Genomic DNA, 25,804 nt, shown 5'->3' with positions numbered 1-25,804 from the left:
TGAAAATATTTCCCGGTTATCCCGCAAGAGGTAACCGGGATTTTTTTGAAAGTATTCGTTTCAATCCATTTAAGGTAAACTTTTACTTTACAACTTGTGGCTGGCGATTGGGATAAATGAACAGGAGATAAACGGATGCCAGTAAGGTTACTCCTGCTGTCCAATAGAAAGTTGTGGGAAATAAGTGAGGATCGTTTCTATAGACAAAAACGGATAAATAGGCGCCCAGGCCTATCCCGGCTTCCATCGCAATATACATACTGGCGAGTGCCCTGCCTTTGTACAGCGGATTGCCGAGATCTACAGTCCATGCAGTAACAGCCGGAGAGTTTAACCCGACTGATATGCCATAGATCACAGCCGCTGTTAACATCATGGCCGGCGTAGTGCTAATGGCCAGTATGAAAACAGCGAATGCCATAATGGTAGAAGATAATTTCAGAATGGGCAATCGTCCGTATTTATCAGAGACCTTACCTGCCAGTAAGCGTATACCAATAGAGCTGGCGGTAAAATAAGTATAGAAGAGACCTTTATTATGTATGCCCAGATAACTGCTGAAATCGGGGATAATAGTAAAGAGTACACCGTAGCTGAGATAAGTTAAGAAGGTAATAATTACTGGCGCCAGTACCAATGGTTCAAATAGTTCATTTTTTGAGATTTTCAGTGCGGAGAAACTGAAGGGCTGCTTGTTGGGCAATGTTTCCCTCATTCCTCCTGCCAGTATCACAACAGATAATAGTGCAAATACTGCTGATACCTGGAACATAACCGTAATACCCCAGATAGGAGAGATCGTACCCCCGATAGCGGGGCCGACAGCCATACCGATCGTACTGAACAATCCTACCATCCCCATTGCTTCCGCCCGGCGGTTCGCAGGGACGATGTCTGATACGTAAGCGGCTGTACCAGTAGGTTTGAACCCCGTACTGAAGCCATGGAAGAAACGTAACAGCAGGAAAGCGGCAACACTGCTTACCAGCGGGTATAACAGGCTGCATACTACACAAACAACAGAACCAAAAATCATTACGGGTACACGGCCTACAGTATCTGTCAATTTTCCGCTGAAAGGGCGGGAGAGTCCGGCCATGAGAGTGAAGAGGGCGAGAATATACCCTTTGTACTGTGCCCCGCCCATACTGCTGAGGTAACCTGGTAATTCCGGAAGCAACATATTAAAGCTGGCGGAAAACAGGGCGTTGCTAAGACATAGCATAATGAAGTGGAAGGAATAGATTCTTCCCGACGACTGATCCATGCCACAAAGTTAATTATAAAGGTCAGATGGTCAGTACATTGAAGGTGGGAATTTATGAGTGGGATGAAACACCGTCATGCTGAATCAGGAAGGATCTTTCAGGCAATAAAAAAGCAGTCTTACATTGTAAGACTGCCTTGTAATATTGTAATAAATTAATAATTAGCGTTTTGCGTATTTCACAGCTGCGTACAGGAACATCAGCGCAAACAGGCCAACCATGAAAAAAGTAAGATAATGAAAGAACTTGTCTCCATTTCTGTAAAAATCAGAAACCTCTACATTATTAACTACTGAAAGCAACATAAAAATACGTTTAGTGATCTATCGTGCAAGTTAGCGCATTACTTTTAAAAATCCCAACACATGAATGTTATTAGTATGCACTGAGTTGTTGTATATATTGATGCAGACGCGTTTTGGCGAGAAAATTTTTCTCCAGTGCAGCCGCAAAAGGTACCGGTGTATCCAGGCTTGCGCAGCGCATAACAGGTGCATCCAGCATGTGGAAGCAATGTTCTGCTATCCAGGCGGCAATTTCTCCGCCTAAACCGCCGGTAAGTGTATCCTCATGCAGGATCAGCACTTTGCCGGTTTGTGCAACGGCGGCTTTTATGGCCGGATAGTCCAGTGGTAACAGGGTACGCAGGTCCAGTATGTGCAGGGAGATTTCGGGGTGTTGATGGGCATATTCCTGTGCCCAGTGTACACCACTACCGTAGGTAATAACGCTGAGATCTTCTCCTTCCTGTACCAGTCTTGCCTTACCGATCTCTATGGTGTACCAGTCGTCTTTTACCGGGCCGGATATACTGCGGTATAGTGCTTTATGTTCAAAATAGAGTACAGGGTTGGGGTCTGCAAAGGCTGCGAGCAACAGCCCTTTGGCGTCTTCGGGTGTAGAAGGATATACGACTTTCAGTCCCGGGGTATGCGTAAACCAGGCCTCATTGCTTTGAGAGTGGAATGGGCCGGCACCTACACCTGCTCCTGCGGGGAGGCGGATAACAACGTCAGCGGCCTGTCCCCAGCGATAATGGATTTTGGCAAGGTTATTCACGATCTGGTTGAAGCCACAGGTGACGAAGTCTGCGAACTGCATTTCGACCATGCTTTTGAATCCTTTTATGGAAAGGCCCAGCGCGGCTCCTATAATAGCGCTTTCGCAAAGAGGGGTATTACGCACCCGGCTTTTACCGAATTGCTCCAGGAAACCCTCTGTTATTTTAAAGGCCCCGCCGTATTCGGCAATATCCTGCCCCATCAGAACGAGGTTGGGGTATTTTTCCATCGCCAGATGCAGGGCGTCTGAGATGGCGTTGATAAAGCGTTTGTCCGTTGTTTTTACCGGAAGCGTGCTATCAGAGGCGATCTCAGTTTGTTCTTTATTCTCTGACCCGGCGTCTTCATTTGAAGGATGCGTGCTATCTGACACTACATCAATCTGATTCGTCCGTACGGCATACACATCCCCTAACTCCGTAGTTGTATCTGCATGCATCTCCGTTTCTTTCAGCGCCACTGTAATGTCTGCGTCTATCTGATGCTTCAGTGTTTCGTGGGTGTTGGTGATCAGCTCCGGAGTCAGCAGCTCCAGGTATTTCAGGAAGTCTTCGAAGTGTTGTATCGGGTCTTGCAAGGCCCATTCTTCAAAGAGGGCAGGGGGAACATACTTAGTACCGCTGGCTTCCTCATGCCCGCGCATGCGAAAGGTAACGGCTTCTATCAGGACGGGTTGCTGCTCCTGTAGTGCGTGTCGTTTGGCTTCCCTCACAGCGTGATATACTTCCAGCAGGTTATTGCCATCGATGCGCATGCCCCGCATTCCGTATCCTACTGCCCGCTGAACAAGCTGTTCACAGCGGTATTGTTCTTCTACAGGTGTGCTTAGGCCGTAGCCGTTATTCTCTACCAGGAAGATCACCGGGAGGTCCCATACAGCCGCCACATTCAGCGCTTCGTGGAATTCCCCTTCGCTGGTGCCGCCTTCGCCGGTAAAAGCAAGAGATACTTTGTTTTCTCCTTTCAGTTTATGAGCAAGTGCAAGACCATCAGCCACGGAAAGCTGTGGTCCCAGGTGGGAGATCATACCACAGATATGATGGGTCTGACTCCCAAAATGAAAAGAACGTTCCCGTCCTTTGCTGAAGCCCTGAGGGCTTCCCTGCCATTGATGGAAAAGCTGCTGCAGGGACATCTTGCGGGTCGTGAATACCCCCAGGTTACGATGCAGGGGTAATATCCATTCATCCTCATCCAGGGCTAACGTAGCCCCAACAGCAATGGCTTCCTGGCCAATGCCGGAAAACCATTTACTTATCCTGCCCTGGCGTAGCAGTAAGAGCATTTTCTCTTCTACCAGCCGCGGATATAGCAGTGCGTTATAAAAACTCAGTAATTGTTCGTCACTGATATGTGTGCGGTCAAAGTACATGGGGCTTAGTCATTATCACTACTACCTGCAATGCTGTTCATGATACCACTGACGATGGTTAATACAAGGCTGAACAGAAGCGCCCACCAGAAGCCATCAACTTTAAACCCGTCTACCAGTTTTGATGCCAGCAGAATGATAATAGCATTGATTACCAGCAGGAAAAGACCCAGGGTAATAATAGTAACGGGTAGTGTAAATATGATCAGTATCGGTTTTACCAGCAGGTTAAGCAATGATAGTACTACGGCCAGTATAAGGGCTGTAACAAAATCCTTTAGTCTTACACCTGGTAATAAATATGCGGTAACCATTGCGGCCAGAGCCGTTACCAGCAAGCGGAGTAGAAGTTTCATGGCAACAAATTTAAGGGGAAGGTAACGATTTGAAATAAGAAAAGCTTTTGCTGTTTTTATCTGCAAAAGCTCTTCTTTTATATAACCTTATAAACTTAAAAAAAGTTCGTTTTCTGTAAAGTTAAATCCAATGTGGTCATAACTAAACAACATTGAACTCAAATCCTACAGGAAGTCATCGCTTTCCCTATATGCTTTTATCAGTGCCAGTTCTCCTTCTTTTCCCGGCTTCGCATTCCCATGCTCCATACCCAGTACACCTGTAAACCCTTTTGTATGCAGGTGTTTGAATATGTTCTTATAATTGATCTCGCCGGAAGTAGGCTCTTTTCTTCCCGGATTATCCCCGATCTGGACATAGGCGATTTCGCTCCAGCAAAGATCTATGTTAGGGATCAGGTTACCGGTATTACGCTGCATGTGGTAAATGTCATACAGTATTTTAACACTGGGGCTATTGACAGCTTTGCACACCATATAAGTCTGCTCCGCAGTACGTAGAAAGAGATCGGGGTTGTCACTGAGTGGTTCCAGTACCATCACCAGTCCGGATGGTTCCAGGATAGGTGCTGCTAGTCGCAGGGCCTCGATAACATTTGCTGTTTGAATACCAATAGGAAGATTACGTTCAAAGTAACCAGGAACGAAAGTGGCCCATTTCGCATTCACCCTTTTTGCCGTTTCAAGAGATTTACGACAAACTTTTACAAAGTTATCCTTGAACTCCTGTTTACCTGTTGTAAGGGATGTTTTCCAGTTATCGCCGCCATCAATTACGAACACGCCCATGTGCATACCCAGCTTGGCCAGCAGGTTACCAATCTTTTCCTGTTCAGCTACATCCCGGTTCATCATCCCATTATCTTCAAAGGCACGGAAACCCTGATCATACATAAATTTGATCTGATCCAGTACATTTTCGCCGGCACTGTTCTTAAACATACCATCGTGCGGGGCATAGTTCATATTGAATACCTTCCCGTCTGCAGACGTGCGGGAGGCTGCTGCGGTAACACTACTAAAGGCCAGTGTAGAAAGACCTGCGAGGGAACCCTGTTGAAGGAATTGTCTTCTTTCCATAACGTTAACAAGTTGAATTCTAAAAATAGCAGGTTTTAAGCGTAAATGCAATACAGTGCATTTTTTTGCCAATGTTTAAACATTCATGTAAAAAACGTTGCATCCCTGAGATGGATTTAATAAATTGACCTGTATTAATGAATGTTATGAAAAACAGACTTTTGGCGCTGTCGCTGGGAAGCATGCTTACAGGTGCAGCTTTCGCGCAGAACGCTCCATTTACGGCCTATGATGAGAAGTTGCCAGGCACGGATTTAACCTTTAAAATGATGCCCATACCCGCCGGAGAATTTTCCTTCGGTAGCCCGGCAGGAGAAAAGGGCAGAGGGGAAGATGAAGGACCACAGAAGAAAGTAAAGATTGCTGCTTTCTGGATGGGGGCCCATGAAGTGACATTTGATGAATATGATATTTATGCAGATGCTGAAAAGGACAAAACACCTGTTCCTGATGGAATGACGCGCCCAAGCCCTCCGTACATAGATCTTACCCTGGGCATGGGTAAACTGGGCGGATTCCCCGCCAACAGTATGAGCCAGTACGGTGCATTGATGTACTGCCGCTGGTTATATGCAAAAACCGGCGTCTTTTACCGCCTGCCGACAGAAGCTGAATGGGAATACGCCTGCAGGGCAGGAGCAACTACCGCTTATCCTTTTGGTAATGATGCAGCACAGTTGAAAGACTATGCCTGGTTCGCCGCCAACAGTGAGAATAAATACCATAAAGTAGGAGGGCTTCGCCCTAACGCCTGGGGCCTGTACGATATGCTGGGAAATGTAGCAGAATGGACGCTCGATCAATACGACCCTGCATTCCTGGCACAGGCAGCAGATACAGATCCATGGAATAAACCAACCGCCAGAACACCACGTACCGTAAAAGGCGGTAACTATCAGGATGATGCTACGCACCTGCGGAGTGCCAGTCGCCTGAAATCAAATACAGACTGGAACCGGAGAGATCCCCAGATCCCCAAGAGCAAATGGTGGAATGCAGATGCACCATTTATAGGATTCAGGATCGTAAGACCCGTAAAGCAACCCACTAAAGAAGAAGCAGAACAGTTTTTTGCAGACGTAGTAGATAAATATCTGGGTTCCCGATAGAATAAAAATGTTACAGGTATATCATTCCCCTATAATTAACAATTATTAAAAACTATCTATCATGCAAGAAGAACAACAAGAATTCCACGCAGGCAGGCGTGATTTTGTAAAACAATCGTCTATGTTGGCAGGCGGTCTGTTAGCAATGCCTGTTTTATCTAAGGCCAACTTCTTTTCAGGTGCAGGTGATGTAATTAAAATAGCGTTGATAGGTTGCGGTGGCCGAGGTACCGGCGCGGCTGTTCAGGCATTAAGAACTAAACAGAATGTACAGCTGGTGGCTATGGCAGATGCCTTTGCAGACAGGCTGAATGACAGTTACAATAATATTAAAGAGGAGCTGGGTGAGAATGCCAGCCGTTTAAATGTTAAAGAAGAACACAAGTTCACCGGCTTTGATGCTTATCAGAAAGCGATAGCGCTGGCGGATGTAGTCATTCTTGCTACTCCTCCGGGTTTCCGCCCTATTCACTTCGAAGAGGCTGTGAAACAGGGGAAACATATTTTCATGGAGAAACCAGTGGCTACAGACCCTGCCGGTATTAAAAGAGTACTGGACGCCGCAGAGATAGCGAAGTCTAAAAAACTGAATGTAGTGGTTGGTTTACAACGCCGCTACCAGACTTCCTACCGTGAACTATTCAAGCGTTTTAATGATGGTATTATCGGTGATCTGTTGTCTATAAATGTATGGTGGAACCAGGGCGCATTGTGGATAAGACCGAGACAGCCGCAGTATACGGAAATGGAGTACCAGATGCGTAACTGGTATTACTTTAACTGGTTGTGCGGAGATCATATCGTAGAGCAGCATATTCACAATATCGATGTGGGTAACTGGTTCATGAAAGATTACCCGGTAACTGCATATGGTATGGGAGGCCGTACCGTGCGTACAGGTAAAGACACCGGAGAGATCTACGATCACCATGCAGTGGAGTATCGTTACGGAAATGGTGTTATCATGAACAGCGAATGCCGTCACTGGAAAGATAGCGCCAGCCGTGTGGATGAAGAACTGACAGGAACAAAAGGACGTATTATCTGCGACAGGGGTCTGATACAGGACCATAAAGGAAAAGTGCTGTTCCAGTTTGATAAGAAAACAGAGAACCAGCCTTACCAGAATGAACATGATGAACTGTTTGCTGCGATTGCAAAAGGAGAATATAAATTCTGGGATGCTGAAAGGGGGGCCAAAACGACCCTCACTGCTATCATCGGTCGTTTGGCTACTTATTCCGGAGAAGTGATTCCTTTTGATAAAGCACTTAACTCTGGTCTTAACCTGCAACCGGCAACATATGCGTTCGACGCGAAGCCTCCGGTAATACCGGATGCGGATGGTTTTTATCCATTTGCAAAACCAGGTGTAACCCGGTACTTTAGCTAAGAGATTAGTAAACGGGCTGATACGTCATCAGCCCGTTTTTTTTAAAAGAAAGAAGAGTTTATGAAAAGAGTCATGTTGTGTTGCCTGTTGTTTTGTTTGCAAAACATTGTGTATGCTCAGTATAATGAGATAAAGAAATGGGCAGCGAATGGGTTACTTAAAACAACTGCTTTACGACAGGCACATACCGGTATCTGTATATATGAACCGGCTACAGGAAAATACTGGTACAGCTATCAGGACGACCGCTATTTTACACCGGCATCCAACACGAAGATATTCACACTGTACACGGGCTTACGTTATCTCGGAGATTCTCTTCCGGCAGTCCGTTATCTTAATACAGATTCTGTTTTATATGTAAAAGGCACAGGAGATCCTTCTTTCCTGCATCCGGATTATTCCCTGCAACGGGTATTGGAATTATTGCAAACTTCTAAACGTATCGCGGTAGTTCCCACTGTAAACGAGAATAAACGTTTCGGACCGGGATGGGCATGGAATGATTATGCAGATTATTATCAGTCTGAATTAAACGACTGGCCAATGTATGGGAATGTGGTACATATCAGGCATCATGAAGATAGCAGTCTGATGATACCAAAGCTATTCGGCTTCTCTTACAAAAATGATGATACACTAAAAGAATTACTGGCAGAAAGGGATGAACGCAGTAATCAGTTTTCTTTGACATTTAACAGTCATGATAAAAGCCTGCAGGAGGCAGAAGTTCCTTTTATTGTAGGAACTACACAGGATCTTGCAAAAAGACTGGAAGATACATTACACCGGCCTGTAGCTGTTTCGGATAAAACAGGCAGGTTTACTATGTTAAATGGTATTCCGGCAGACTCTCTTTTTACTCCCATGATGCACCGCAGTGATAACTTTTTTGCGGAGCAGACATTGATGATGTGTGCAGCCCGTTTGTGGGATACGATCAGTACAAACCGTATGATTGATTACATGCTGCGTACCTACTTATCTAATTTACCGGATACCCCTCACTGGGTGGATGGCTCCGGGCTTTCCCGCTATAATCTTTTTACTCCCAGGGATTTTGTAAGTGTGCTGACAGATATGTACAAGACATATGATCACGAAAGGCTGTATAGCATATTCCCCACAGGAGGAAAAGGAACCCTGAAAAATTATTATAAAGGGCTTTCCGTACACGCTAAAACAGGGACCTTATCCGGTTGTGTAGCGTTGAGTGGGTACCTTATTACCAGGAAGAAGAAAACATTAGTCTTTAGTGTGTTGGTAAATAATCATAACAACAGCGCAAGTAACGTAAGAAGGGCAGTAGAAAGTTTCCTTACACAGATATCGGAACACTACTAATTCAGGATCTGCATATATAATCGAAAGTGCTTCAACAGATCGATCAACCCAATATCGCTATGGTTTGCATACTACCAGGGATGGTGTAATGGTTCCGTTATTTGCTTTGAGCGTGGTGATGGTGTTGATATGGGTGGCGGTATCCATTGCAGAGAAAGTAACATTTGCGGCGGATGCATTGCATCGCATGAATGTCATTTTAAAATACCCTTTGTTGATATCAGTGGCATAACTTAATCCATCTACCAGGATATTTATTTTGCCCATTACCGGTTGATCTGAACAATTATTGGCGATACCATCTATCATCAGCGTACTGCTACCGGGTAACGGAACCGTAAAAGGTTCTATTGTTGCATCAGTAGAGTAAGGTCCTATTTCCTGATGATAAAAGATTTGTCCGCAGGGATTAATAAGAGAGAGAATGAGCTGGGAATTGGAGGCCACCTTACCGGTGAACCTGCCGCCCGCATCTGTATAACTGTATACCGGAATGAAATCTATCTTACTTACAATACTCATCTGCATATTGGGGATAGGATGGTTATGCTGGTCCAGGATAGTTGCTTTAAGAGCCACCACATCATAAGGAACCGCAAAATGCCAGAATCCTGTGGATTTTACCATTGCGATATAAGCATTTCCCTGTTTTGATGCAAATCCCTGCTGTTCCCAATAGCCTGAAGCTGTATTAAAAGACCATAAAGCTATTTGCGCCGGCGCACTGCCTTGCAGGGAACCGGGAATATTCATCAGCAAACCTACTGGCAGCTTGCTATCCAGGTGTAATACTTCTCCGTTCTGACCAGTGAAATTCAGGGTTACTATGCCAAATGATTGTAATCCCCTTTGTTTTTTCTTATCATCAATACCACGAAGATCTCCGGGCATCATATCCTCAAAATGTTCACTTTCGGGATTGGTGAATTTAAAGTTGATATCAACGATTCCCTTGTAGGAAGAGTTGTCTTTCATCAGCACACTATTGGGCTGTATGGTCAGTTTACCGCCGGGCAGATCGATATTGCCTCCACTGGCAGCGCTGAAGGTGGCGGCAGCTTCGCGGGGTTGTAAAATGACTTGTACATAATGCAGGCTGTTGGTATTTACGGCCAGTGTACGGATACCATTGAGATACTGATCTTTAGTAATGCTTACCTGCGCCGCATCAGGAAGAACTTTTACCTGTTCCATTAAAAAGTTGCCATTTGCATCGGTAACCGCTGTTTTTCCACCGCATCCAACTATGGCGCCCTGCACAGGTTGTAACTGTTCATTTAATACACGGCCCTGTATACTGGTTAATATCTTATCTGTTTCCCTGGTTGAGGACGCAGATAATTCACTGGAGTTGTTTTTACTACAAGCCCATATTGTTATGACTAATATGGGGAACAGCAGTAACTGCGACAATCTTAACAATTTCATATTTCTCAGGATATGGAGGGGTTAGAGCGATTCTCTATTGTAAATATAGGGGATAAATGATTGATTAACAAAGAAAAAGGGGGCTCAGTATCTGAGCCCCCTTCCATATAAGATGGTTTAAAAACTTACACTCCAAGGCTCCAGCCTTCGCGGTAGGTGCGTTTTACAAACTGGTTAGCATCATCAAAGTTGGTCACTGTCATATTATCTCCATCCCATAGCAGCTTGATGTAGCGTCCGGGATAAGTAGTATGTCCGTCCTTTTCCTTTTTGATATCATAACTCCTGATAGCCAGGTTTGCCATGAGCAGACTTTCAGTAAGCGGTCCTGCAATAGAGAAAGGAGAACTGATCAGTTTATCCTTTGGACTGTTATAGCCGGCAATAGCAGCATTTACCCATTGAACATAGTGTCCTTCAGGTACGCGTTCAATCGTTTTAGCTACAGTTACTTCATTAGTGCGGCTTGTAGGTAGGAGGGTAGGATTCATACCATAAGTACCACACATCATTTTACCTTTTGTACCTATCAGGATAGCGCCGTTACCACCATCACCCATTATTTCATTTGGTCCCAGTTCTTCCGGACGTTCCGGCTGAATACCACCATCCATCCAATGTAAAGTGATCTCTTTTCCGTTCTTACCCTTGAACTTCAGGATTACGTGAGAAGAAGGAGGGCAACTTTCAGGGAAATAGCCACGTTTGAATTCATCTACATATACGCTGCCTACACTGGCTTCTACGGAAGTAGGATAACCAAGTCCCAGGATGCGGAAAGGAGGTTCAATGATATGGCATCCCATATCACCTAAAGCACCGGTACCGTAATCCCACCAGCCACGCCAGTTGAATGGGACCAGTTTTTCGATATAGTCTTTGTAAGGAGCAGTACCCAGCCAGAGGTTCCAGTCGAGTTCCCTGGGAACTTCCGCTTTCATGGAAGACCAGGGAATACCCTGTGGCCATACGGGACGGTCTGTCCAGCAGTATACAGTATGTACATCGCCGATAGTACCAGCGTTGTACCATTCCATCATCTGCCTTACGCCATCTCCGGAAGCACCCTGATTCCCCATCTGGGTAACTACTTTATAACGTTTTGCGGCTGCTGATAACATACGGGCTTCGTAAATATCATGTGTCAGCGGTTTTTGGACATACACGTGTTTGCCCAGCTGCATGGCAGCCATTGCAGCAACAGCATGCTGATGATCGGGAGTGGATACAGTTACAGCATCAAAGTTCTTATGCTCTTTATCCAGCATCTCCCTGAAGTCCTTATAAAATTTTGCCTTGGGGAAACGCTTTACAGAAGTGGCAGCGCGGCGGGTATCCACATCGCAAAGGAAAGCGATGTCTGAAGGACCTTTTGAAATCTCTAAAAGGTCGCTTTCTCCTTTACCACCTACACCGATACCTGCAACACGTAAGCGATCACTTGGCGCAATAAAGCCTTTACCTCCTAATACATGACGTGGAACGATCATAAAGCCGGCGGCGGTTAAGGCCCCGTTTCTTAAGAATGATCTGCGGGAGACATGACTTCCCTGGTTATTTTTTTCCTGGACCATAGTAACAATAAATTTATCGTTTCAATATAAAAGAAAATGAGAGAAAACTATATTATTAAATGATGTACGTACGGGGGGATGGATTAATCCCATGTCATCAGCTTGTTGCGATCTTCTGTCTTCAGGCATTCTGCGAGTGTTTTTTCATCATATGATAAGCCATACTGTTGTAAAACATCTGCAGGAACACCGTCCCATTCATTAGGGGTATTGCCCCGGTAGTCTATGTCTTTGATCCCTATTTTACTGGTGAAGAAACCATTGGCGGTAAGGTCTCTCATCAGGCTAAAGAAAGCCACGCCCTGACTCATTTCCGGCGCTGCTTTTTCCGGGTAGGCAATCTGGTCCAGCAGGGCCAGTTGCTGCTTACTGCTGCAATCAGTAAAGCGGTTGTCATAGAGCCGGGAGCTGTGAAGATCGAGCCAGCGCAATCCGCCACGCATGGGCGTTTTATACTTAGGTATATCTTTTACAATGAACGCTATGAACTCGGGCACTTTAGCGTCTGAAGCACTGCCGGAGTGTTCATCAGCAGGAATAATAATATCTGCCAGTACGGTGATCGTTTTCATTTCTTCCGGCGTAAAGAATTGCTCTTCCTCCAGTTTTACATCCCGCTTTTTTTCGTCTTCAGTTCTGCCGTATACCGGCGTTTTAACGCCGGCACCTACCGGTGGTTTAGTTTTCTTATCATCACTACAGGCGGTCAGAAAGGCACTCACAGATAAAGACCCGACTGCCAGCGCTTTGAGGGTTTCTCTTCTATCCATTGTTAAATATTTTGTTTTTTTAACTCACTCATAATGTACTCAGATGCACGCATAGACAGGGCGAGGATGGTCCAGGTAGGGTTTTTATCTGCCTGGGATACAAAGGATCCGCCATCTACCACGAACAGGTTTTTTACATCATGGGCCTGACTGTATTTATTCAGAACAGATTTTTTAGGATCATTTCCCATACGGGTTGTTCCTACTTCATGAATGATACGGCCGGGGTTTTCCAGTCCGTACATGGTTTCCGGCCCGGGCTTGTTACCTAATGGCACACCGCCCATTTCATGGATCAGCTGTTCGAAAGTATCCTGCATATGTTTTGCCTGTTTGATCTCATGATCGCTCCAGGTATAGTTAAAGCGTAATACGGGAATGCCCCATTTATCAACTACGTTGGGGTCTATTTCACAGTAGTTGTCTTCGCGGGCAATGGACTCACCTCTTCCTGCAAAGCCGATGGTAGCCCCGTAAAAGCGGCGGTAATCGTCTTTAAGGCCGGTGCCATATCCACCGGCGGGTTTCATTTGTCCGTCCCGGCCGGGGTATTTACCGTTCATGCTTTCTATCGCATTTACGAATCCATAGGAAGGCATACGCAGGCCGCCTCCGAATTCCATATGGTAACCACGTGCGAAGTCCAGCTTTTTATTATCGCCCCACCATGGGATATACATGTGCATGCCCCCAACGCCATCTTCGTTATAACGTTTACGGTCCATGAGCTGGGGCAGGAATGCTGCGCGGGAAGAGCCGGTAGAGTCATGCAGGTATTTACCTACTATGCCACTGGCGTTGGCCAGTCCGTTCGGATAACGGGATGACCTGGAGTTCAGCAGCAAACGGGCGGTTTCCCCAGCACTGGCTGCGAGCACTATCACACGTGCCATTACCCTGTATTCTTCCAGATCAATTTTGTCTACATAGGCAACGCCGGTAGCTTTGCCTTCACTGTTGGTAAGGACTTCCCTGGCCATCGCATTATCATAGAGATCTACATGCCCGCTCTTCACAGCAGGGTTTACCAGTACGGAAGAAGAGGAGAAGTCGGCATATACAGCGCAGCCACGTCCGCATTGTGCACAATAGAAACAGGGGCTGCGGTCTTTATTAACAGAGCGGGTCAGCATAGACATCCTTGCTGGTATAACAGGAATGCCCAGATTGGAACCGGCCTTTTTTATTATCAGTTCATGCAATCTTGGTTTGGGAGGAGGCAGGAAAAAACCATCCGGCTCATTGGGCATACCTTCTTTTGTACCGAATACACCGATCATCTTATCTACACGGTCGTAGAATGGCGCTACTTCTTCGTATTCTATTGGCCAGTCATCTCCCAGCCCGTCATAACTTTTGTGTTTAAAATCGCGTGGACTAAAGCGCAGTGAGATTCGTCCCCAGTGATTGGTACGTCCGCCAACCATGCGGGAGCGGAACCAGTCGAATTTTGTCCCTTGCTTTGTAGTGTAAGGTTCCCCTTCAATTTCCCATCCGCCGTAAGCCGCATCAAAATCCCCGAATGGACGGGTGGTACTGGCGCCTCTTCTGGGTGATTCATAAGGCCATTTCAGCTGTGTCATCTGTTCCGGATTAGCAGGGTCGTACTTGGGACCTGCTTCCAGTAACGCAATCTTTAATCCTGCTTCTGATAAGATCTTTGCTGCCATACCGCCGCCAGCCCCGGAACCGACGATGCAAACATCATACACCGGCCCCTTTTGCTTAATTTGGAATGCCATATCGTGGATAATTTAATTGAACTTTAAGTGTCTTTTAAATCTATAAATTATTTTTAAGGGATAAAAGAGAAATAGTAGGAACGGAGACTTTTAACCATTATTTATAAGTTAACTATGGAGGCATCGTATCTCATTGGTGTGGATATCGGAACTAGCAGTACCAAAGTAATAGCTGTGCAAACAAATGGAAAGGTGATGGCGCATCACCAGCAGGATTATCCCACCCAACAGCCTCAACCCGGTTATAGTGAACAGGACCCCGAAGAAATCCTGAAAGCGGTAAAGAGCGGTATACGCAGCGTAGCGCTTTTATTAAAACAGGACCCGCTGGCTATTTCATTCAGCTGTGCGATGCATAGCGTGATGGCAGTAGATAAGGACCATCAGGCGTTAACACCACTTATTATCTGGGCCGATAACCGTAGCCAGGAGATAGCAGACAGGATAAGCGAACGGGAGATGTTATACCGGCAGACCGGCGTACCGGTACATCCCATGTCTCCCCTGTGTAAGATCATCTGGTGGCGGGAGCAGGCGTCTGAGACGTTCAAATCAGCCGCTAAATTTATCGGGATCAAGGAATACATTTTCCATCATTTCTTTGAACGTTATATCACAGACCATTCTATTGCTTCAGCAACCGGATTGTTTAATATTCACGACCTGCAATGGAATACCCTTTCTTTATCACTGGCAGGAATTACAACAGAGCAGTTAGCGGAAGCTGTTCCCAGTGAAAGCATTATAACCGGTTTAATACCAGTGGTAGCAGAAGAGATGGGTATACCGGTGACAACAAAATTTATAGCCGGAGGTAGTGATGGCTGCCTGGCACAATTGGGCAGTAATGCGCTGGATGCCGGACATGCTACCTTAACGATAGGCACGAGTGGCGCGGTGCGGATGGCGATAGACAGACCGGTGACGGATGCATATGGGCGTTTGTTTACTTATGTACTTACACCAGGGTATTTTATTACAGGTGGGGCATCTAATAACGGGGGCGTGCTGGTCCGGTGGTTTCTGGATGCTTTTGTGCAGGCGGTAACCGATAAGAAGATGTCCGTGGATGGGGCCTTGCAACAGGCATTAGCCATTGCTCCCGGGTCTGAAGGCCTGTTGTGTTTACCATATCTGCATGGAGAAAGAGCGCCGGTATGGGATGGACATACCAAGGGGGCCTATATCGGCGTACAGCCACAGCATAATGCCTGGCATTTTATGCGGGCCATGCTGGAAGGAATGGCCTTTGGTCTGTTAAGTATTACAAATGCACTGGAAGAAACAGCGGGAACGATCAATAAGATCTCCGTGAGTGGCGGGTTTACCGCTTCTGCCGAATGGGTACAGTTACTGGCGGATATCTTCCAGCGTCCCATGTATTTGCAAAGAGAAGGGGATGCTTCGGCGATGGGGGCCGTTCTGCTGGGGTTCCAGGCATTGAATATCGTGCCGGATATTGCAGCAGTGCTGCCTGATAAGGTATTTACCCCTGATGCGGCACATGCGCAAACATACCAGGCAGCATATGCAGTTTATAAAAAACTGTATGGCGCTTTGAAAGAGATATTCAGAGAGATATAATCACCCGAACATCTTTGCAAGATCAGACAGTTTAAATGAGATATAAGTATACTTTCCGCCGGGGGAGGAAGTAGGCATTGCACAGGCGAACAACTCGTCAATTACGTTTTGCATCTCTCTTGTTGTCAATGATTTACCGGCAGGGATAGCATTGTTGCGGGCCATGGAACGTACCAGTTGCTCGCGGCGGTTTACTTTCAGGTCATTACTGAAGTTCTTGAACTGCTCCAGTAAGCCTTCTATGCTGGCCTGTTCGTTACCGCTTTGTATATCAGCGGGGGTACCACGTACCACAAAGGTATTGTTCCCGAAAGGTTCCAGGTCGTAGCCCAATACCAGTAAGTCAGGTAACATTTCAGAGATCAGCGCAGCATCTGCCGGCAGGAGAGGCAGGGTCTGCGGGAACAGGTTCTGCTGAACCGGCACAGGACTGTCCAGTAATGCACGCTGGTATCTTTCATAAAGAATGCGTTCATGGGCCGCCTGCTGATCGATCAGGATAAATCCCGATTTTATCTGAGAGAGGATATATCGCTGGTGTACCTGTACCGGTACTTTCTGATCTATGGTAGTATCCTGCCAGCGTTCATCTATAAGAGAAGAAGAAGCCGAAAAGCTACTGGTGCGTGGCGTAGCATCAGGAACAGGCTCTTCATTATAAAGAGGGGAGCTCACAGAAGATCTGCCCGTATCCGCAGCCGGTCTGCTGGTAGAAAAACTATCAGACTTTCCTATATCATACAAATCCTTCCAATGCTTAAGATTGCTGCTGTTATCAATTACATGGGCCTGGTTAGCCTGTGTAAAGGTCTTATATAAGGAGCCACTGGCGGATTGAGTCTGCTGCTGTTCCGTAAATGGTTTGTTGATGGCATCCAGTTGCTGAATACCCGGATCAAGTTCGAAATCCAGGGTAGGCGTAATACTGAATTGTGCCAGTGCGTGCTTTACGGCAGACTGTACAAATGCATACATCACTTTATCATCATCAAACTTTATTTCCTGTTTGGTAGGGTGAACATTGATATCTATATGTTCAGGGTCCAGGTCTATGAACAGGACATATAAAGGGTAGCTGTCTGCCGGTATCATTTCCGCAAAAGCGTTCATGATAGCATGATGCAGATAGGGGCTTTTGATAAAACGGTTGTTGACAAAGAAGAACTGATCGCCCCGTGTTTTCTTGGCTGTTTCCGGTTTGCCTACAAAGCCATTTACATCCATATAGTCTGTAGTTTCTTTTACAGACACCAGGCGGGCATTGTAATGCTGGCCCAGGATGGAGATGATGCGTTGTTTCAGCGAACCTTTCTCCAGGTAAAACAGCTGGGTGTTATTATTATTAAGGGTAAACTGTACCTGTGGGAAGGCCATGGCCACCCTGATGAACTCATCTACGATGTGCCGCATTTCTGCGGCATTGCTTTTCAGGAAGTTACGACGTGCCGGAACGTTGAAGAACAGGTTCTTCATGGCAATGCTGGTACCTTCTGCTGTCTGGCAGGGCTCCTGTTTCCTTACCGCGCTGTTGTCTATTTCTATATAGGTGCCGAGGTCTGTACCACGAAGCCGGGTTTTCAGCTCTACCTGCGATACGGCGGCGATAGATGCCAGGGCTTCTCCCCGGAATCCCATGGTACGTATACGGAAGAGGTCTTCAATGGTTTGTATTTTGGAAGTAGCATGTCTTTCAAAAGACATACGGGCATCAGTCTCGCTCATTCCCTTTCCATTATCGATCACCTGCACCAATTCCTTGCCTGCATCCCTGATAATCAGTTGTATTTCAGTAGCTCCTGCATCCACAGCGTTTTCAAGCAGTTCTTTTACTGCCGATGCCGGCCGTTGGATCACTTCCCCTGCTGCTATCTGATTGGCTATGTTGTCTGGTAATAGATTGATTATATCCGCCACTTATGGTGTCCTTTTAGCGTAAAGTTAGGAAAGTTTAATGGTTGCTAAAATGTTAAATGCAGCACGATGCTCTCTCATATGAAACGGGGATACTATACAAATCGTAGTTTTAAGAAAGGAGCCAATATAAAGGTTAATCATCAGAAGCTTGTTAACGAGACGTTAATCGGTTAAAATTTTAGCAATGAACAGGGGGAATCTGATAATTTTGAGTGTCGCTGTGTCAGTTTGCAATTACTGCTGTTCACAGAACGGGGCAAAAAATAAGACTATGGAAGGAAAAAAGAGTGAAGTGTACTCCCGTACAGACACCAACAAGGTAAGCCTATCCAACGATAAATGGAAAGAACAGCTATCCCCGGAGGTGTATAACATTGCCCGTGAAAAAGGCACTGAATGGGCTTTTACAGGGAAATACTGGAACAATACGGAAGCAGGTACTTATTACTGTGCCGCATGTGGTAACCCTTTATTTGTTTCTGATGCCAAGTTTGAGAGTAGTTGCGGATGGCCAAGCTTTTTTGAACCTATTACAAAGGGGAGTGTTATTTATGCACCGGACAATGAACACGGAATGCAGCGTACGGAAGTGATGTGCGGGCGTTGCAAGGCACACCTGGGGCATGTATTTGATGATGGCCCTCCACCAACAGGGTTGCGTTACTGTATCAATTCAGTCATACTGGATTTTGATAAAGCACAGAGCGCAGAGAAGCACTATACAGAAAAACACTAAGGGGGAATAATAAAAGGAAGGAAAGACGAATTGCAGGGAGTAAACATCCCGGTAATTCGTCTTTCCTCATTTTATTTATGAAAGGTAAGCTTGCAGTTCGTTTATGTAAGACGTTGGCTCAAATTCAATAATCTCATAAAGTGCCAGCTGGTATTTATCCAGAGGGTCCTCACTCATAATTTGTTCCACCTCTTTCCGGCTTGAGGCTTTGCAAAGAATTACACCTCCGGACTTAGGCTTTCTTCGTCCGGCCAGAATAAACTGTCCACTTTTATAGAACTTATCAAGAAAAGCTCTGTGCTGGTCCATATAGTGTTCTACGGCAGCTACGGGACGGATATATTGCAACATGATTAAGTACATAATAGCGCTTCGATAATAGGATTTAAGATCATGATCAGGATGGCATTTGTACAAAGGTATAAAACTATTGCAGCTTTAATTTTTTTAATAAATAGCTAGAAATTAGACTCTTGCCTAAGATCTGATAGTATATTAACCAATACTGGATGCTATATGTAATACATGCATAAAAAGAGTAATTTAATAGATAGCATCTATATTGTACTAACGAAAAACTGAGTATTTTAGCGTACAATAATATTATTATTAAATCTGATCCCCTGATTATGACAAAAAACATTTCCAAGGTTTTGTTAACCGCTGTTACGGCAGCGGTCGTATTCTCTGCTTGTTCCAAGCTGCCGGAACAAAGTAAGTATATCCCCAAAACAGCTGGTGTAGTACTGAACATCAACAGCAAGGAAATCAGCAAAAAGCTGATCACAAACGGTATTACCATGGACAAGCTGTTTACAGCTGTACAGGAAAAAGATACCGCCAATGCGGCAGCGAAGGCATGGAAAGATGCAGAGAACTCCGGAGTAGACCTGCAGAGTAACTTCTTCCTGTCTGTTGTATTTAACAGCAGCCAGCAGTCGTATGTTAGTATGACCGGTGGTTTGAAAGATGCCACAAAGTTTGAAGCATATCTGAAAAAGAATATTGCTAATTACTCCCTGAAAACGAAAAAGGATTTCCAATACGTTTGGGAAGAAGACCAGCACGCTGTGATCGGCTGGAATAAAGAGACAGTGATCTATGTTAAAGGTATAGACGCCGACAAACTGAAAAGCGGTATGCCGGGTGGTGCAGCTCCTGCTTATCCTGGTACGGACGCAGAAGCAGTAGATTCTGCTGTTGCGGCCCCGGCCCGCGTGGTAACCTCTGTTGCCAGCGCTGAAGAAGATACATGGGTAGCAGAAACTGATCACCTGTTTCACCTGAAAAAAGAGGAAACTGCCGGTACTATTGAAGCTTTCAAAGACCTGCTGAAAGGCGATGCTGATGTAAGCGTATACATGAATCCGGAGCCAATCTATAGCACACAGGCTACCATGATCCCTGCCAATCTTAAAGAAATCATCTCCGGTAGTTATTATACCGGTGCTGTGAACTTTGATAAAGGAAAGATCGTAATGGAAGGTTCCTCTTATGTGGGTAAAGAACTGGCTGCTATATACAAGAAATATGGTACGCAGGAAGCAGACCTGGATATGCTGGAAAAATACCCTTCCAGCAACATTACCGGTTTCCTGGTATATGGTTTCGATTTCCGCATGCTGGGTGATATCATAAAAAGCACCGGTATGGACGGTATCGTAAACATGACCCTGCACAGCTCAGGACTCACCATGGACGATATCCTGGCAGCTTTTAAAGGACAGATGGTATTTGTGGCATCCGACTTTGCCGTAAGCAAAAAACCTAACCCTTATTTCCCGGAAGACAGCATCACCAACCCTTCTGCCAAATGGATCTTTGCAATGAAAGTAGGCGATAAAACTGCTTTCAATAAAGTAATGGCGTCTCCTATGTTAGGCGGTATGTTCACCAAACAGGGTGATCATTATGTAATGACTCAGCAGATGCCAGGTGTGCCATCTGTATCTATTACAGACAAGCTGGTGACCGTTGCATCTGATAACGATGTATTGACACAGTACCTGGATGGTAAATCAAAAGCCGGCGGACTGGATAACAGTTTCGTAAGTAAAATAAAAGGTAATCCGTTAGGAGGTTATGTAAACGTGGAAAAGATCGTCAACAATATTCCTGATGAAGAAGTTCCCGCAGACGGTAAAGAACTGGCTGTTCAGTTTAAGAACCTGCTGAAAGATGCCACTATTCTTTCTGAAAAATTTGATGGTAAGGTACAACGCTCTCACATGGTACTGAACTTCAAAAATGAAAACGAGAACAGCCTGGTGCAACTGGTGAACCTGGGAACAAATGTTGCCAAATACATGCAGGATAAAAAGAAGAAAGAAGCAGCGGAAGCCATAACAGCAGATACCACTGCTGCAATAGTCCACTAATCTTTATCAAACTTTAATATGGCCCGGCTTCGTAAGAAGCCGGGTTTTTTATACATTACAGTTATGCAGATACAGTTAGAGAACCTGGTGCCTGTTCCACTGCGGGATAAAGTATTGCAGCGGTCGTCAGACATCTGGAACAGGGAAGTAACCTTTACACCGGGACATTTTGTTAAGATAAAAGCGCCTTCCGGTACAGGTAAAACTACGCTGATACATTACCTGTATCATATCAGGTATGATTATACCGGCCAGGTGCTGGTGGATGGCAGGTTGTGGCAGTCTTACAATAAAGAAGTGATTGCCACCATGCGCCAGCAGCAGGTGAGCGTAATATTCCAGGACCTGCGCATCTTTGAACAATTGACCGCAGAAGAGAATATTGAACTGAAACGGGTGATGATATCCCAGCCATACTGTACAACCGAAAAGGTAAAAGAGATGGCCGCCCGCCTCAACGTTACCCATGTGCTGTCTCAAAGCGGCAAAACCCTTTCCTACGGAGAGCGGCAGCGTATCGCTATCATACGCGCACTGGTACAGCCCTTTAAATGGCTGATCATGGACGAACCATTCAGTCACCTCGATAATGAGAATGCACAACGTGCAGCTGACCTGATAGGAGAAGAGTGCCGTGCCCGTGGCGCCGGTTTTATTTTAACAGACCTGGATAATGATACCAGGTTCGCGTATGACACACACTATAACTTATGATGCAATCGTTTTTTGGCTTACTCAGGAAGATCATACAAACCGGCATTGGCAAAACCCGCTTACTGATGGCCACACTGGGGCTTGCTATCGCGATGCTGCTATTGCTGCTGGCGATACAGGCACATACGGATTTTGACCAGCTGCTGCATAGCCAGCAGAACCAGAATGAAAGCGCCGACTTTTTAGTGATCAATAAAAAGATCACCAATGCAATGATGGGGCAACCAACTAAAAGTGAGTTCTCCCCAGAGGAGATTGCCGATATTAAAAAACAATCATTCACAGATGCATTCGGTTATATTACCTCTAACCAGTTTAAGGTAACAGCTGCCGCTCCCGGTGAACTACATTTCTATACAGATATGTTTTTTGAATCCGTACCAGATGCTTTTATCGATGTAAAGAATGAAGACTGGAAATGGAATACCGGTGATAATACCATCCCTATCATCCTGCCGAATGATTTTCTGAACCTGTATAACTTTGGATTTGCATTGAGTCAGGACCTGCCACAGATTTCCCAGGAAACAGTGAAAGCATTGCCAATGAAGATCACGATATCCAAAGGACTGATCACGCAGGAATTTACAGGGCGTATTGTTGGCTTCTCTGATCGTATTTCCTCTTTCCTGGTGCCTGGTAATTTCATGGAATGGGCCAATCAGAAATTCGGTAACGGAGAGATAGCAGCTCCTTCACGGGTGATCATCAAAACAAAAGACCCTTCCAATCCCATACTGGTGCAATACCTGGATGATAAAGGGTATACGACCAACCAGGATAAAATAAAATACAGCAAAACAAAGATGATCGTGCAAACGATCGTATCTGTGATAGGATTCTTCGGCGTTATATTATTACTGTTTGCATTGCTGGTTTTCAGTATGTTCATTCAACTGGTAATAGCGAGTTGCAAACGTGAGATCCAGTTGCTGGTAACACTGGGAACAGCTCCCCGTCAGTTGCGCCGTTACCTGATGCGTCAGTTCATTCCGCTGTATATTGTGACGGGCATTGCAGCCTTGCTGGTACTGGCTGGTTTACAATGGTGGGCATCCGGTATACTGGCTACCCATAATATGTTTGTTGCGCCTATGTTGTCTGTTTTTACATTTGGCGCCGCTATACTGGTAGTGTTACTGGTATACATCGTGAACCTGCTGAATGTGCGGAAGTATGTAGGAGAGATCAGTTAATTTTGTATCCTTATTAAATATTGAAAGATGTTTGTACACGTTGTTAATTTTTATCTGAAAGCCGGCCTTTCAGCTGCTGATATCAAAAAATTTGAAGACAGCGCTAATTCTCTGGGCGCCATTGAGACACTGGTATTATATAATGTGGGTAAACCTGCCTCTACAGACCGTCCTGTTATTGACAGGAGTTACAGTTACTGTGAGCTGGCTATATTTAACGATCTGGAAGGCCACGATGTATATCAGAAACACCCTTTACACCTGGCATTTATAGAGAACTGCAAGCACCTGTGGGAAAAGGTAGTGATCTTTGATTCCGAAACTATTTAAATGAAAAAGGCCGGTGTTACACCGGCCTTTTTCATTTATTTTCTGTAGTAAGGGCATATACAGCAAAAGAAGCCAGCCAGTGTTCACCGGCATAGTCTCCGCTGGCAACATGAGGAATGGCTGCTTCCAGATGTTCGTTCGCCATCTTCAGGATATTGTTTGCGTTTACTTTACTGTGCCGGGCAATATTATAGAGGCACCAGGCACGGCTCAGATTAAGCCCGTTCAGGTGTACGAGTTTGCCATCTGTATAATCTTTTACCTCTGCTACTTTAAAAATGTGCGTGTCTTTTTTGAACAGTTCCGGAATGAATGCCTGTACCCATGTCTGGTATTCAGCGGGAGGCAGAATACGCCACATCAGGTCTGCTTCTTCCAGGCAGGGAGAGAGGAAATCATATCCACCGGGTTCCCAGGATACCGGGCAGTTTTTGTCTGCTGCATAAAAGCGGATGGCTGCCTGCCGGATAGCCGATTGTAAGGCGGCATCTTTTGCGGTTTCTGCATAGTCCCATGCCAGGCAGAGGCCAAAGGCAAGGTTGGTATGTTCTCCTACCCGGATAGGGTACATCAGTTTACCCAGGAAGTCTATGTATGCTTTGGAGAACTGTGTGGCCAGTGGTTGTACATTGGCGGCCAGTTGTTGTCCGTAAGGATCATTCCAGGTAAGCAGCTCGCGTTGCAGTTGCAGCAGCCAGCTCCAGCCATAGATGCGTTCGAACCCTCTGTTTTCTTTGTTGTTGAACAGGAGTTGCTCCTGTTGGATATGTTCTGCTGTCAGGTTCTGTGACAGTTTGGTCCTGATTTCTGCTGTTTGTGGTAGGTCCGGGAATGATTTCAGCAGGCGTACCAGCATCCAGTGCCCGTGAACACTGCTATGCCAGTCGTAGCAGCCATAGAACGCCGGGTGGTATGTTCTGGGATTTGTTACCAGGGATGTATCTGTAAATACGATCCCTGTTTTATAAGGGAATTCCTGTTGCATACACCTTAGCGGTAACTGGGCCAGGTGAGCGGCACCCTGTACCGTAAGTTCCAGGTTACCGGCACTATTGTGTGTGTAGAGTGGCTGTTGCGCAAATGCTGCGGGCATAAGTAAACAGGTTAAAACGGATAGTGTTAATGTTCGTTTCACTGGTTATCTGTTAAAAAGCAGTTTCAGATAAAAAGACGGTTTGGCCAGCTTCTTCCGCAGGTCTACCTCATAGAACATACAGGATAATAACTCCTGCAGTTGTTTATTACGACTGCTTACTTTCATCAGCGTATTAAACAACCATGGGAAGTTGACCAGCTTTTGCAAACGGTGGCTCAACCTGAGTTCCGGTCCCATAATGCGGTATACTTCAGCATCATAGTGAGCCAGTTTCGCCGCTGAAAAATCATTTGCCCTGATAGCTTCTGCGGCTTCTAAGGCAGCCAGCCGGCCACTGTACAACCCATTGCCAATACCTTCGCCTGTGAAAGGGTCTATAAGGAAAGCGGCATCACCAACCAGCATATAACGCTCGCCGGAGATCACTCTTTTCTTACTGCCAAGAGGAAGTCCATATCCCTCTATGCTGCTGGTCAATTCCGCATTTTTGAAACGTTCCTTAAAAACGGGATCATTCTCTATGATATCCAGCATAGATTTCTTCAGGTTCATTTTCTTTTTGCGTACCGCTTCGCTTAGTACACCCACACCTACATTGGCTTCCCCGTTTGGCAAGGGGAATATCCAGAAATAACCAGGTAAGAGACTTTTCAGGAAGTGCAGTTCAATGAAGTTATCAGGATTATTACCACTTATATTTTTGTAATAGGCACGGATGCCGGCTACATAATGTTTATGTTCTATGGTTATGTTAGCAACATTCTTAGTAAAGGAAGAATGAGCGCCATTAGCGATAATAAGCAATTGGGCTTTCACCTGGAAGCTGCCTTTGTTACCGGTAACGATATATCCGTCGCTGGTCAGTTCGTAGCTTTCAATGTTAACATTTTCGTGCAGTTGTATTTCTTTCCGGCGTTTCACTTCATCTACCAGGAAATTATCGAAGTCCATGCGTTTACATACATACCCGATTGGAGTTTCCTTATGACTGCCATCTTTGCTGTTATAGTCCGGGCGATAACCAACATCCAGGCTATGACGGGCAGGAGATACAAATGTAACCCCCCAGCTGTTCAACTTGAAATTGGCCTCCTTAAGACGGGTTGCAATGGCTGGGTCTATACGGTTAAGGGCAGTGATTACTTTTCCACTCAATCCATCTCCACAAACTTTATCGCGCGGGAATACTGCTTTATCCACAATGATACAATCGATATTCAGTTGGGCCAGTTGAAGCGCAGCAGCTGTTCCTGCGGGTCCTGCCCCAACGATACATACTTTGGTTTCTAACATTCCTATACAATTAAAGTGTTAAGATAAGAAAAGTGGAATATCTTCGCGCCTTTAAATCGACATACC

Annotated in this window: 22 protein-coding genes; 9 read left to right on the top strand and 13 right to left on the bottom strand. The window is 45.5% G+C overall.

All coding sequences use genetic code 11. The annotated features are described in order from the left end of the window. Window positions 1–82: 82 nt before the first annotated feature. The 5 genes from GO495_RS27170 to GO495_RS27150 all read right to left on the bottom strand — a co-directional run bounded on the left by GO495_RS27170 (window position 83) and on the right by GO495_RS27150 (window position 5,137). Window positions 83–1,267, bottom strand: a complete 1,185-nt coding sequence (locus GO495_RS27170) for an MFS transporter (protein ID WP_157303089.1) — start codon at window positions 1,265–1,267, stop codon at window positions 83–85. 162 nt (window positions 1,268–1,429) lie between these two features. After that, a complete protein-coding gene (locus tag GO495_RS27165; RefSeq protein WP_157303088.1) occupies window positions 1,430–1,573 on the bottom strand; it encodes a hypothetical protein in 144 nt (47 codons plus the stop codon). Window positions 1,574–1,643: 70 nt separating this feature from the next. After that, window positions 1,644–3,701 (bottom strand): alpha-ketoacid dehydrogenase subunit alpha/beta, encoded by a 2,058-nt coding sequence (locus GO495_RS27160; protein WP_157303087.1) that lies wholly within the window; start codon window positions 3,699–3,701, stop codon window positions 1,644–1,646. 5 nt (window positions 3,702–3,706) lie between these two features. Continuing rightward, window positions 3,707–4,057 carry a phage holin family protein gene (locus tag GO495_RS27155; RefSeq protein WP_157303086.1) on the bottom strand — a complete coding sequence of 117 codons (351 nt, stop codon included), beginning with the start codon at window positions 4,055–4,057 and terminating at the stop codon, window positions 3,707–3,709. A gap of 165 nt (window positions 4,058–4,222) precedes the next feature. After that, entirely contained in the window at window positions 4,223–5,137 is a 915-nt protein-coding gene (locus GO495_RS27150) for a hydroxypyruvate isomerase family protein (RefSeq protein WP_157303085.1), read from the bottom strand. A gap of 146 nt (window positions 5,138–5,283) precedes the next feature. Between GO495_RS27150 and GO495_RS27145 the strand changes: the two genes are divergently transcribed. From GO495_RS27145 to GO495_RS27135, 3 genes are all read left to right on the top strand, one after another. After that, on the top strand, window positions 5,284–6,246 hold the full coding sequence (locus GO495_RS27145) for a formylglycine-generating enzyme family protein (RefSeq protein WP_157303084.1): 963 nt from the start codon (window positions 5,284–5,286) through the stop codon (window positions 6,244–6,246). A gap of 61 nt (window positions 6,247–6,307) precedes the next feature. Continuing rightward, window positions 6,308–7,639, top strand: a complete 1,332-nt coding sequence (locus GO495_RS27140; RefSeq protein WP_157303083.1) for a Gfo/Idh/MocA family protein — start codon at window positions 6,308–6,310, stop codon at window positions 7,637–7,639. A 60-nt stretch (window positions 7,640–7,699) separates the two neighbouring features. After that, window positions 7,700–8,983, top strand: a complete 1,284-nt coding sequence (locus tag GO495_RS27135; RefSeq protein WP_157303082.1) for a D-alanyl-D-alanine carboxypeptidase/D-alanyl-D-alanine-endopeptidase — start codon at window positions 7,700–7,702, stop codon at window positions 8,981–8,983. Between the two features lie 57 nt (window positions 8,984–9,040). On the opposite strand, the gene GO495_RS27130 is transcribed toward GO495_RS27135, so the two are convergent. The 4 genes from GO495_RS27130 to GO495_RS27115 form a co-directional block, all read right to left on the bottom strand. Continuing rightward, window positions 9,041–10,411 (bottom strand): carboxypeptidase-like regulatory domain-containing protein, encoded by a 1,371-nt coding sequence (locus GO495_RS27130; RefSeq protein WP_157303081.1) that lies wholly within the window; start codon window positions 10,409–10,411, stop codon window positions 9,041–9,043. 125 nt (window positions 10,412–10,536) lie between these two features. Continuing rightward, a complete protein-coding gene (locus GO495_RS27125; protein ID WP_157303080.1) occupies window positions 10,537–11,985 on the bottom strand; it encodes a Gfo/Idh/MocA family protein in 1,449 nt (482 codons plus the stop codon). A gap of 83 nt (window positions 11,986–12,068) precedes the next feature. Continuing rightward, window positions 12,069–12,755 (bottom strand): gluconate 2-dehydrogenase subunit 3 family protein, encoded by a 687-nt coding sequence (locus GO495_RS27120; protein WP_157303079.1) that lies wholly within the window; start codon window positions 12,753–12,755, stop codon window positions 12,069–12,071. A gap of 2 nt (window positions 12,756–12,757) precedes the next feature. Then, entirely contained in the window at window positions 12,758–14,497 is a 1,740-nt protein-coding gene (locus GO495_RS27115; protein WP_157303078.1) for a GMC family oxidoreductase, read from the bottom strand. A 114-nt stretch (window positions 14,498–14,611) separates the two neighbouring features. Between GO495_RS27115 and GO495_RS27110 the strand changes: the two genes are divergently transcribed. After that, a complete protein-coding gene (locus GO495_RS27110; RefSeq protein WP_157303077.1) occupies window positions 14,612–16,081 on the top strand; it encodes a gluconokinase in 1,470 nt (489 codons plus the stop codon). Here GO495_RS27110 and mutL read toward each other — a convergent pair whose 3' ends face one another. Then, window positions 16,082–17,995 (bottom strand): DNA mismatch repair endonuclease MutL, encoded by a 1,914-nt coding sequence (gene mutL, locus GO495_RS27105; RefSeq protein WP_338075475.1) that lies wholly within the window; start codon window positions 17,993–17,995, stop codon window positions 16,082–16,084. A gap of 271 nt (window positions 17,996–18,266) precedes the next feature. Between mutL and msrB the strand changes: the two genes are divergently transcribed. Further along, entirely contained in the window at window positions 18,267–18,731 is a 465-nt protein-coding gene (msrB, locus tag GO495_RS27100) for a peptide-methionine (R)-S-oxide reductase MsrB (protein ID WP_157303076.1), read from the top strand. A 75-nt stretch (window positions 18,732–18,806) separates the two neighbouring features. On the opposite strand, the gene GO495_RS27095 is transcribed toward msrB, so the two are convergent. Continuing rightward, entirely contained in the window at window positions 18,807–19,094 is a 288-nt protein-coding gene (locus GO495_RS27095) for a YciI family protein (protein ID WP_157303075.1), read from the bottom strand. 266 nt (window positions 19,095–19,360) lie between these two features. Here GO495_RS27095 and GO495_RS27090 point away from each other — a divergent pair, with 266 nt between their 5' ends. The 4 genes from GO495_RS27090 to GO495_RS27075 all read left to right on the top strand — a co-directional run bounded on the left by GO495_RS27090 (window position 19,361) and on the right by GO495_RS27075 (window position 23,349). Then, a complete protein-coding gene (locus GO495_RS27090) occupies window positions 19,361–21,109 on the top strand; it encodes a DUF4836 family protein (protein WP_157303074.1) in 1,749 nt (582 codons plus the stop codon). Window positions 21,110–21,172: 63 nt separating this feature from the next. Further along, the gene (locus GO495_RS27085) at window positions 21,173–21,823 is read left to right on the top strand and encodes an ATP-binding cassette domain-containing protein (protein ID WP_157303073.1); all 651 of its coding nucleotides are present in this window, start codon (window positions 21,173–21,175) and stop codon (window positions 21,821–21,823) included. Then, window positions 21,820–23,019: an FtsX-like permease family protein gene (locus tag GO495_RS27080; RefSeq protein WP_157303072.1), complete on the top strand. Its 1,200-nt coding sequence runs from the start codon at window positions 21,820–21,822 to the stop codon at window positions 23,017–23,019. Before GO495_RS27085 ends, GO495_RS27080 begins: the two co-directional genes overlap by 4 nt. 27 nt (window positions 23,020–23,046) lie before the next feature. After that, window positions 23,047–23,349: a Dabb family protein gene (locus GO495_RS27075; RefSeq protein WP_157303071.1), complete on the top strand. Its 303-nt coding sequence runs from the start codon at window positions 23,047–23,049 to the stop codon at window positions 23,347–23,349. 31 nt (window positions 23,350–23,380) lie between these two features. Here the strand turns inward: GO495_RS27075 and GO495_RS27070 are convergent, their stop codons facing one another. Together GO495_RS27070 and GO495_RS27065 are read right to left on the bottom strand one after the other, a co-directional pair. Next, on the bottom strand, window positions 23,381–24,442 hold the full coding sequence (locus GO495_RS27070) for a DUF2891 domain-containing protein (RefSeq protein ID WP_157303070.1): 1,062 nt from the start codon (window positions 24,440–24,442) through the stop codon (window positions 23,381–23,383). A 45-nt stretch (window positions 24,443–24,487) separates the two neighbouring features. Beyond that, a complete protein-coding gene (locus tag GO495_RS27065; RefSeq protein ID WP_157303069.1) occupies window positions 24,488–25,738 on the bottom strand; it encodes an NAD(P)/FAD-dependent oxidoreductase in 1,251 nt (416 codons plus the stop codon). Window positions 25,739–25,804 lie beyond the last annotated feature (66 nt).

It is taken from the genome of Chitinophaga oryziterrae, assembly GCF_009758125.1.
GTDB lineage: Bacteria > Bacteroidota > Bacteroidia > Chitinophagales > Chitinophagaceae > Chitinophaga > Chitinophaga oryziterrae.
Note: the sequence above shows the minus strand (reverse complement) of the source record. Positions and strands in the feature narration are given on the sequence as shown.

Excerpts from the sequence above, each read along its gene's own strand:
- GO495_RS27155 (WP_157303086.1), bottom strand. The coding sequence starts at position 4,057 with ATGAAACTTCTACTCCGCTTGCTGGTAACGGCTCTGGCCGCAATGGTT.
- msrB (WP_157303076.1), top strand. The coding sequence starts at position 18,267 with ATGGAAGGAAAAAAGAGTGAAGTGTACTCCCGTACAGACACCAACAAG.
- GO495_RS27145 (WP_157303084.1), top strand. The coding sequence starts at position 5,284 with ATGAAAAACAGACTTTTGGCGCTGTCGCTGGGAAGCATGCTTACAGGT.
- GO495_RS27080 (WP_157303072.1), top strand. The coding sequence starts at position 21,820 with ATGATGCAATCGTTTTTTGGCTTACTCAGGAAGATCATACAAACCGGC.
- GO495_RS27150 (WP_157303085.1), bottom strand. The coding sequence starts at position 5,137 with ATGGAAAGAAGACAATTCCTTCAACAGGGTTCCCTCGCAGGTCTTTCT.
- GO495_RS27070 (WP_157303070.1), bottom strand. The coding sequence starts at position 24,442 with ATGCCCGCAGCATTTGCGCAACAGCCACTCTACACACACAATAGTGCC.
- GO495_RS27135 (WP_157303082.1), top strand. The coding sequence starts at position 7,700 with ATGAAAAGAGTCATGTTGTGTTGCCTGTTGTTTTGTTTGCAAAACATT.
- GO495_RS27165 (WP_157303088.1), bottom strand. The coding sequence starts at position 1,573 with ATGTTGCTTTCAGTAGTTAATAATGTAGAGGTTTCTGATTTTTACAGA.
- GO495_RS27140 (WP_157303083.1), top strand. The coding sequence starts at position 6,308 with ATGCAAGAAGAACAACAAGAATTCCACGCAGGCAGGCGTGATTTTGTA.
- GO495_RS27130 (WP_157303081.1), bottom strand. The coding sequence starts at position 10,411 with ATGAAATTGTTAAGATTGTCGCAGTTACTGCTGTTCCCCATATTAGTC.
- GO495_RS27170 (WP_157303089.1), bottom strand. The coding sequence starts at position 1,267 with ATGGATCAGTCGTCGGGAAGAATCTATTCCTTCCACTTCATTATGCTA.
- GO495_RS27125 (WP_157303080.1), bottom strand. The coding sequence starts at position 11,985 with ATGGTCCAGGAAAAAAATAACCAGGGAAGTCATGTCTCCCGCAGATCA.
- GO495_RS27065 (WP_157303069.1), bottom strand. The coding sequence starts at position 25,738 with ATGTTAGAAACCAAAGTATGTATCGTTGGGGCAGGACCCGCAGGAACA.
- GO495_RS27090 (WP_157303074.1), top strand. The coding sequence starts at position 19,361 with ATGACAAAAAACATTTCCAAGGTTTTGTTAACCGCTGTTACGGCAGCG.
- GO495_RS27120 (WP_157303079.1), bottom strand. The coding sequence starts at position 12,755 with ATGGATAGAAGAGAAACCCTCAAAGCGCTGGCAGTCGGGTCTTTATCT.
- GO495_RS27095 (WP_157303075.1), bottom strand. The coding sequence starts at position 19,094 with ATGTACTTAATCATGTTGCAATATATCCGTCCCGTAGCTGCCGTAGAA.
- GO495_RS27075 (WP_157303071.1), top strand. The coding sequence starts at position 23,047 with ATGTTTGTACACGTTGTTAATTTTTATCTGAAAGCCGGCCTTTCAGCT.
- GO495_RS27085 (WP_157303073.1), top strand. The coding sequence starts at position 21,173 with ATGCAGATACAGTTAGAGAACCTGGTGCCTGTTCCACTGCGGGATAAA.
- GO495_RS27115 (WP_157303078.1), bottom strand. The coding sequence starts at position 14,497 with ATGGCATTCCAAATTAAGCAAAAGGGGCCGGTGTATGATGTTTGCATC.
- GO495_RS27160 (WP_157303087.1), bottom strand. The coding sequence starts at position 3,701 with ATGTACTTTGACCGCACACATATCAGTGACGAACAATTACTGAGTTTT.
- GO495_RS27110 (WP_157303077.1), top strand. The coding sequence starts at position 14,612 with ATGGAGGCATCGTATCTCATTGGTGTGGATATCGGAACTAGCAGTACC.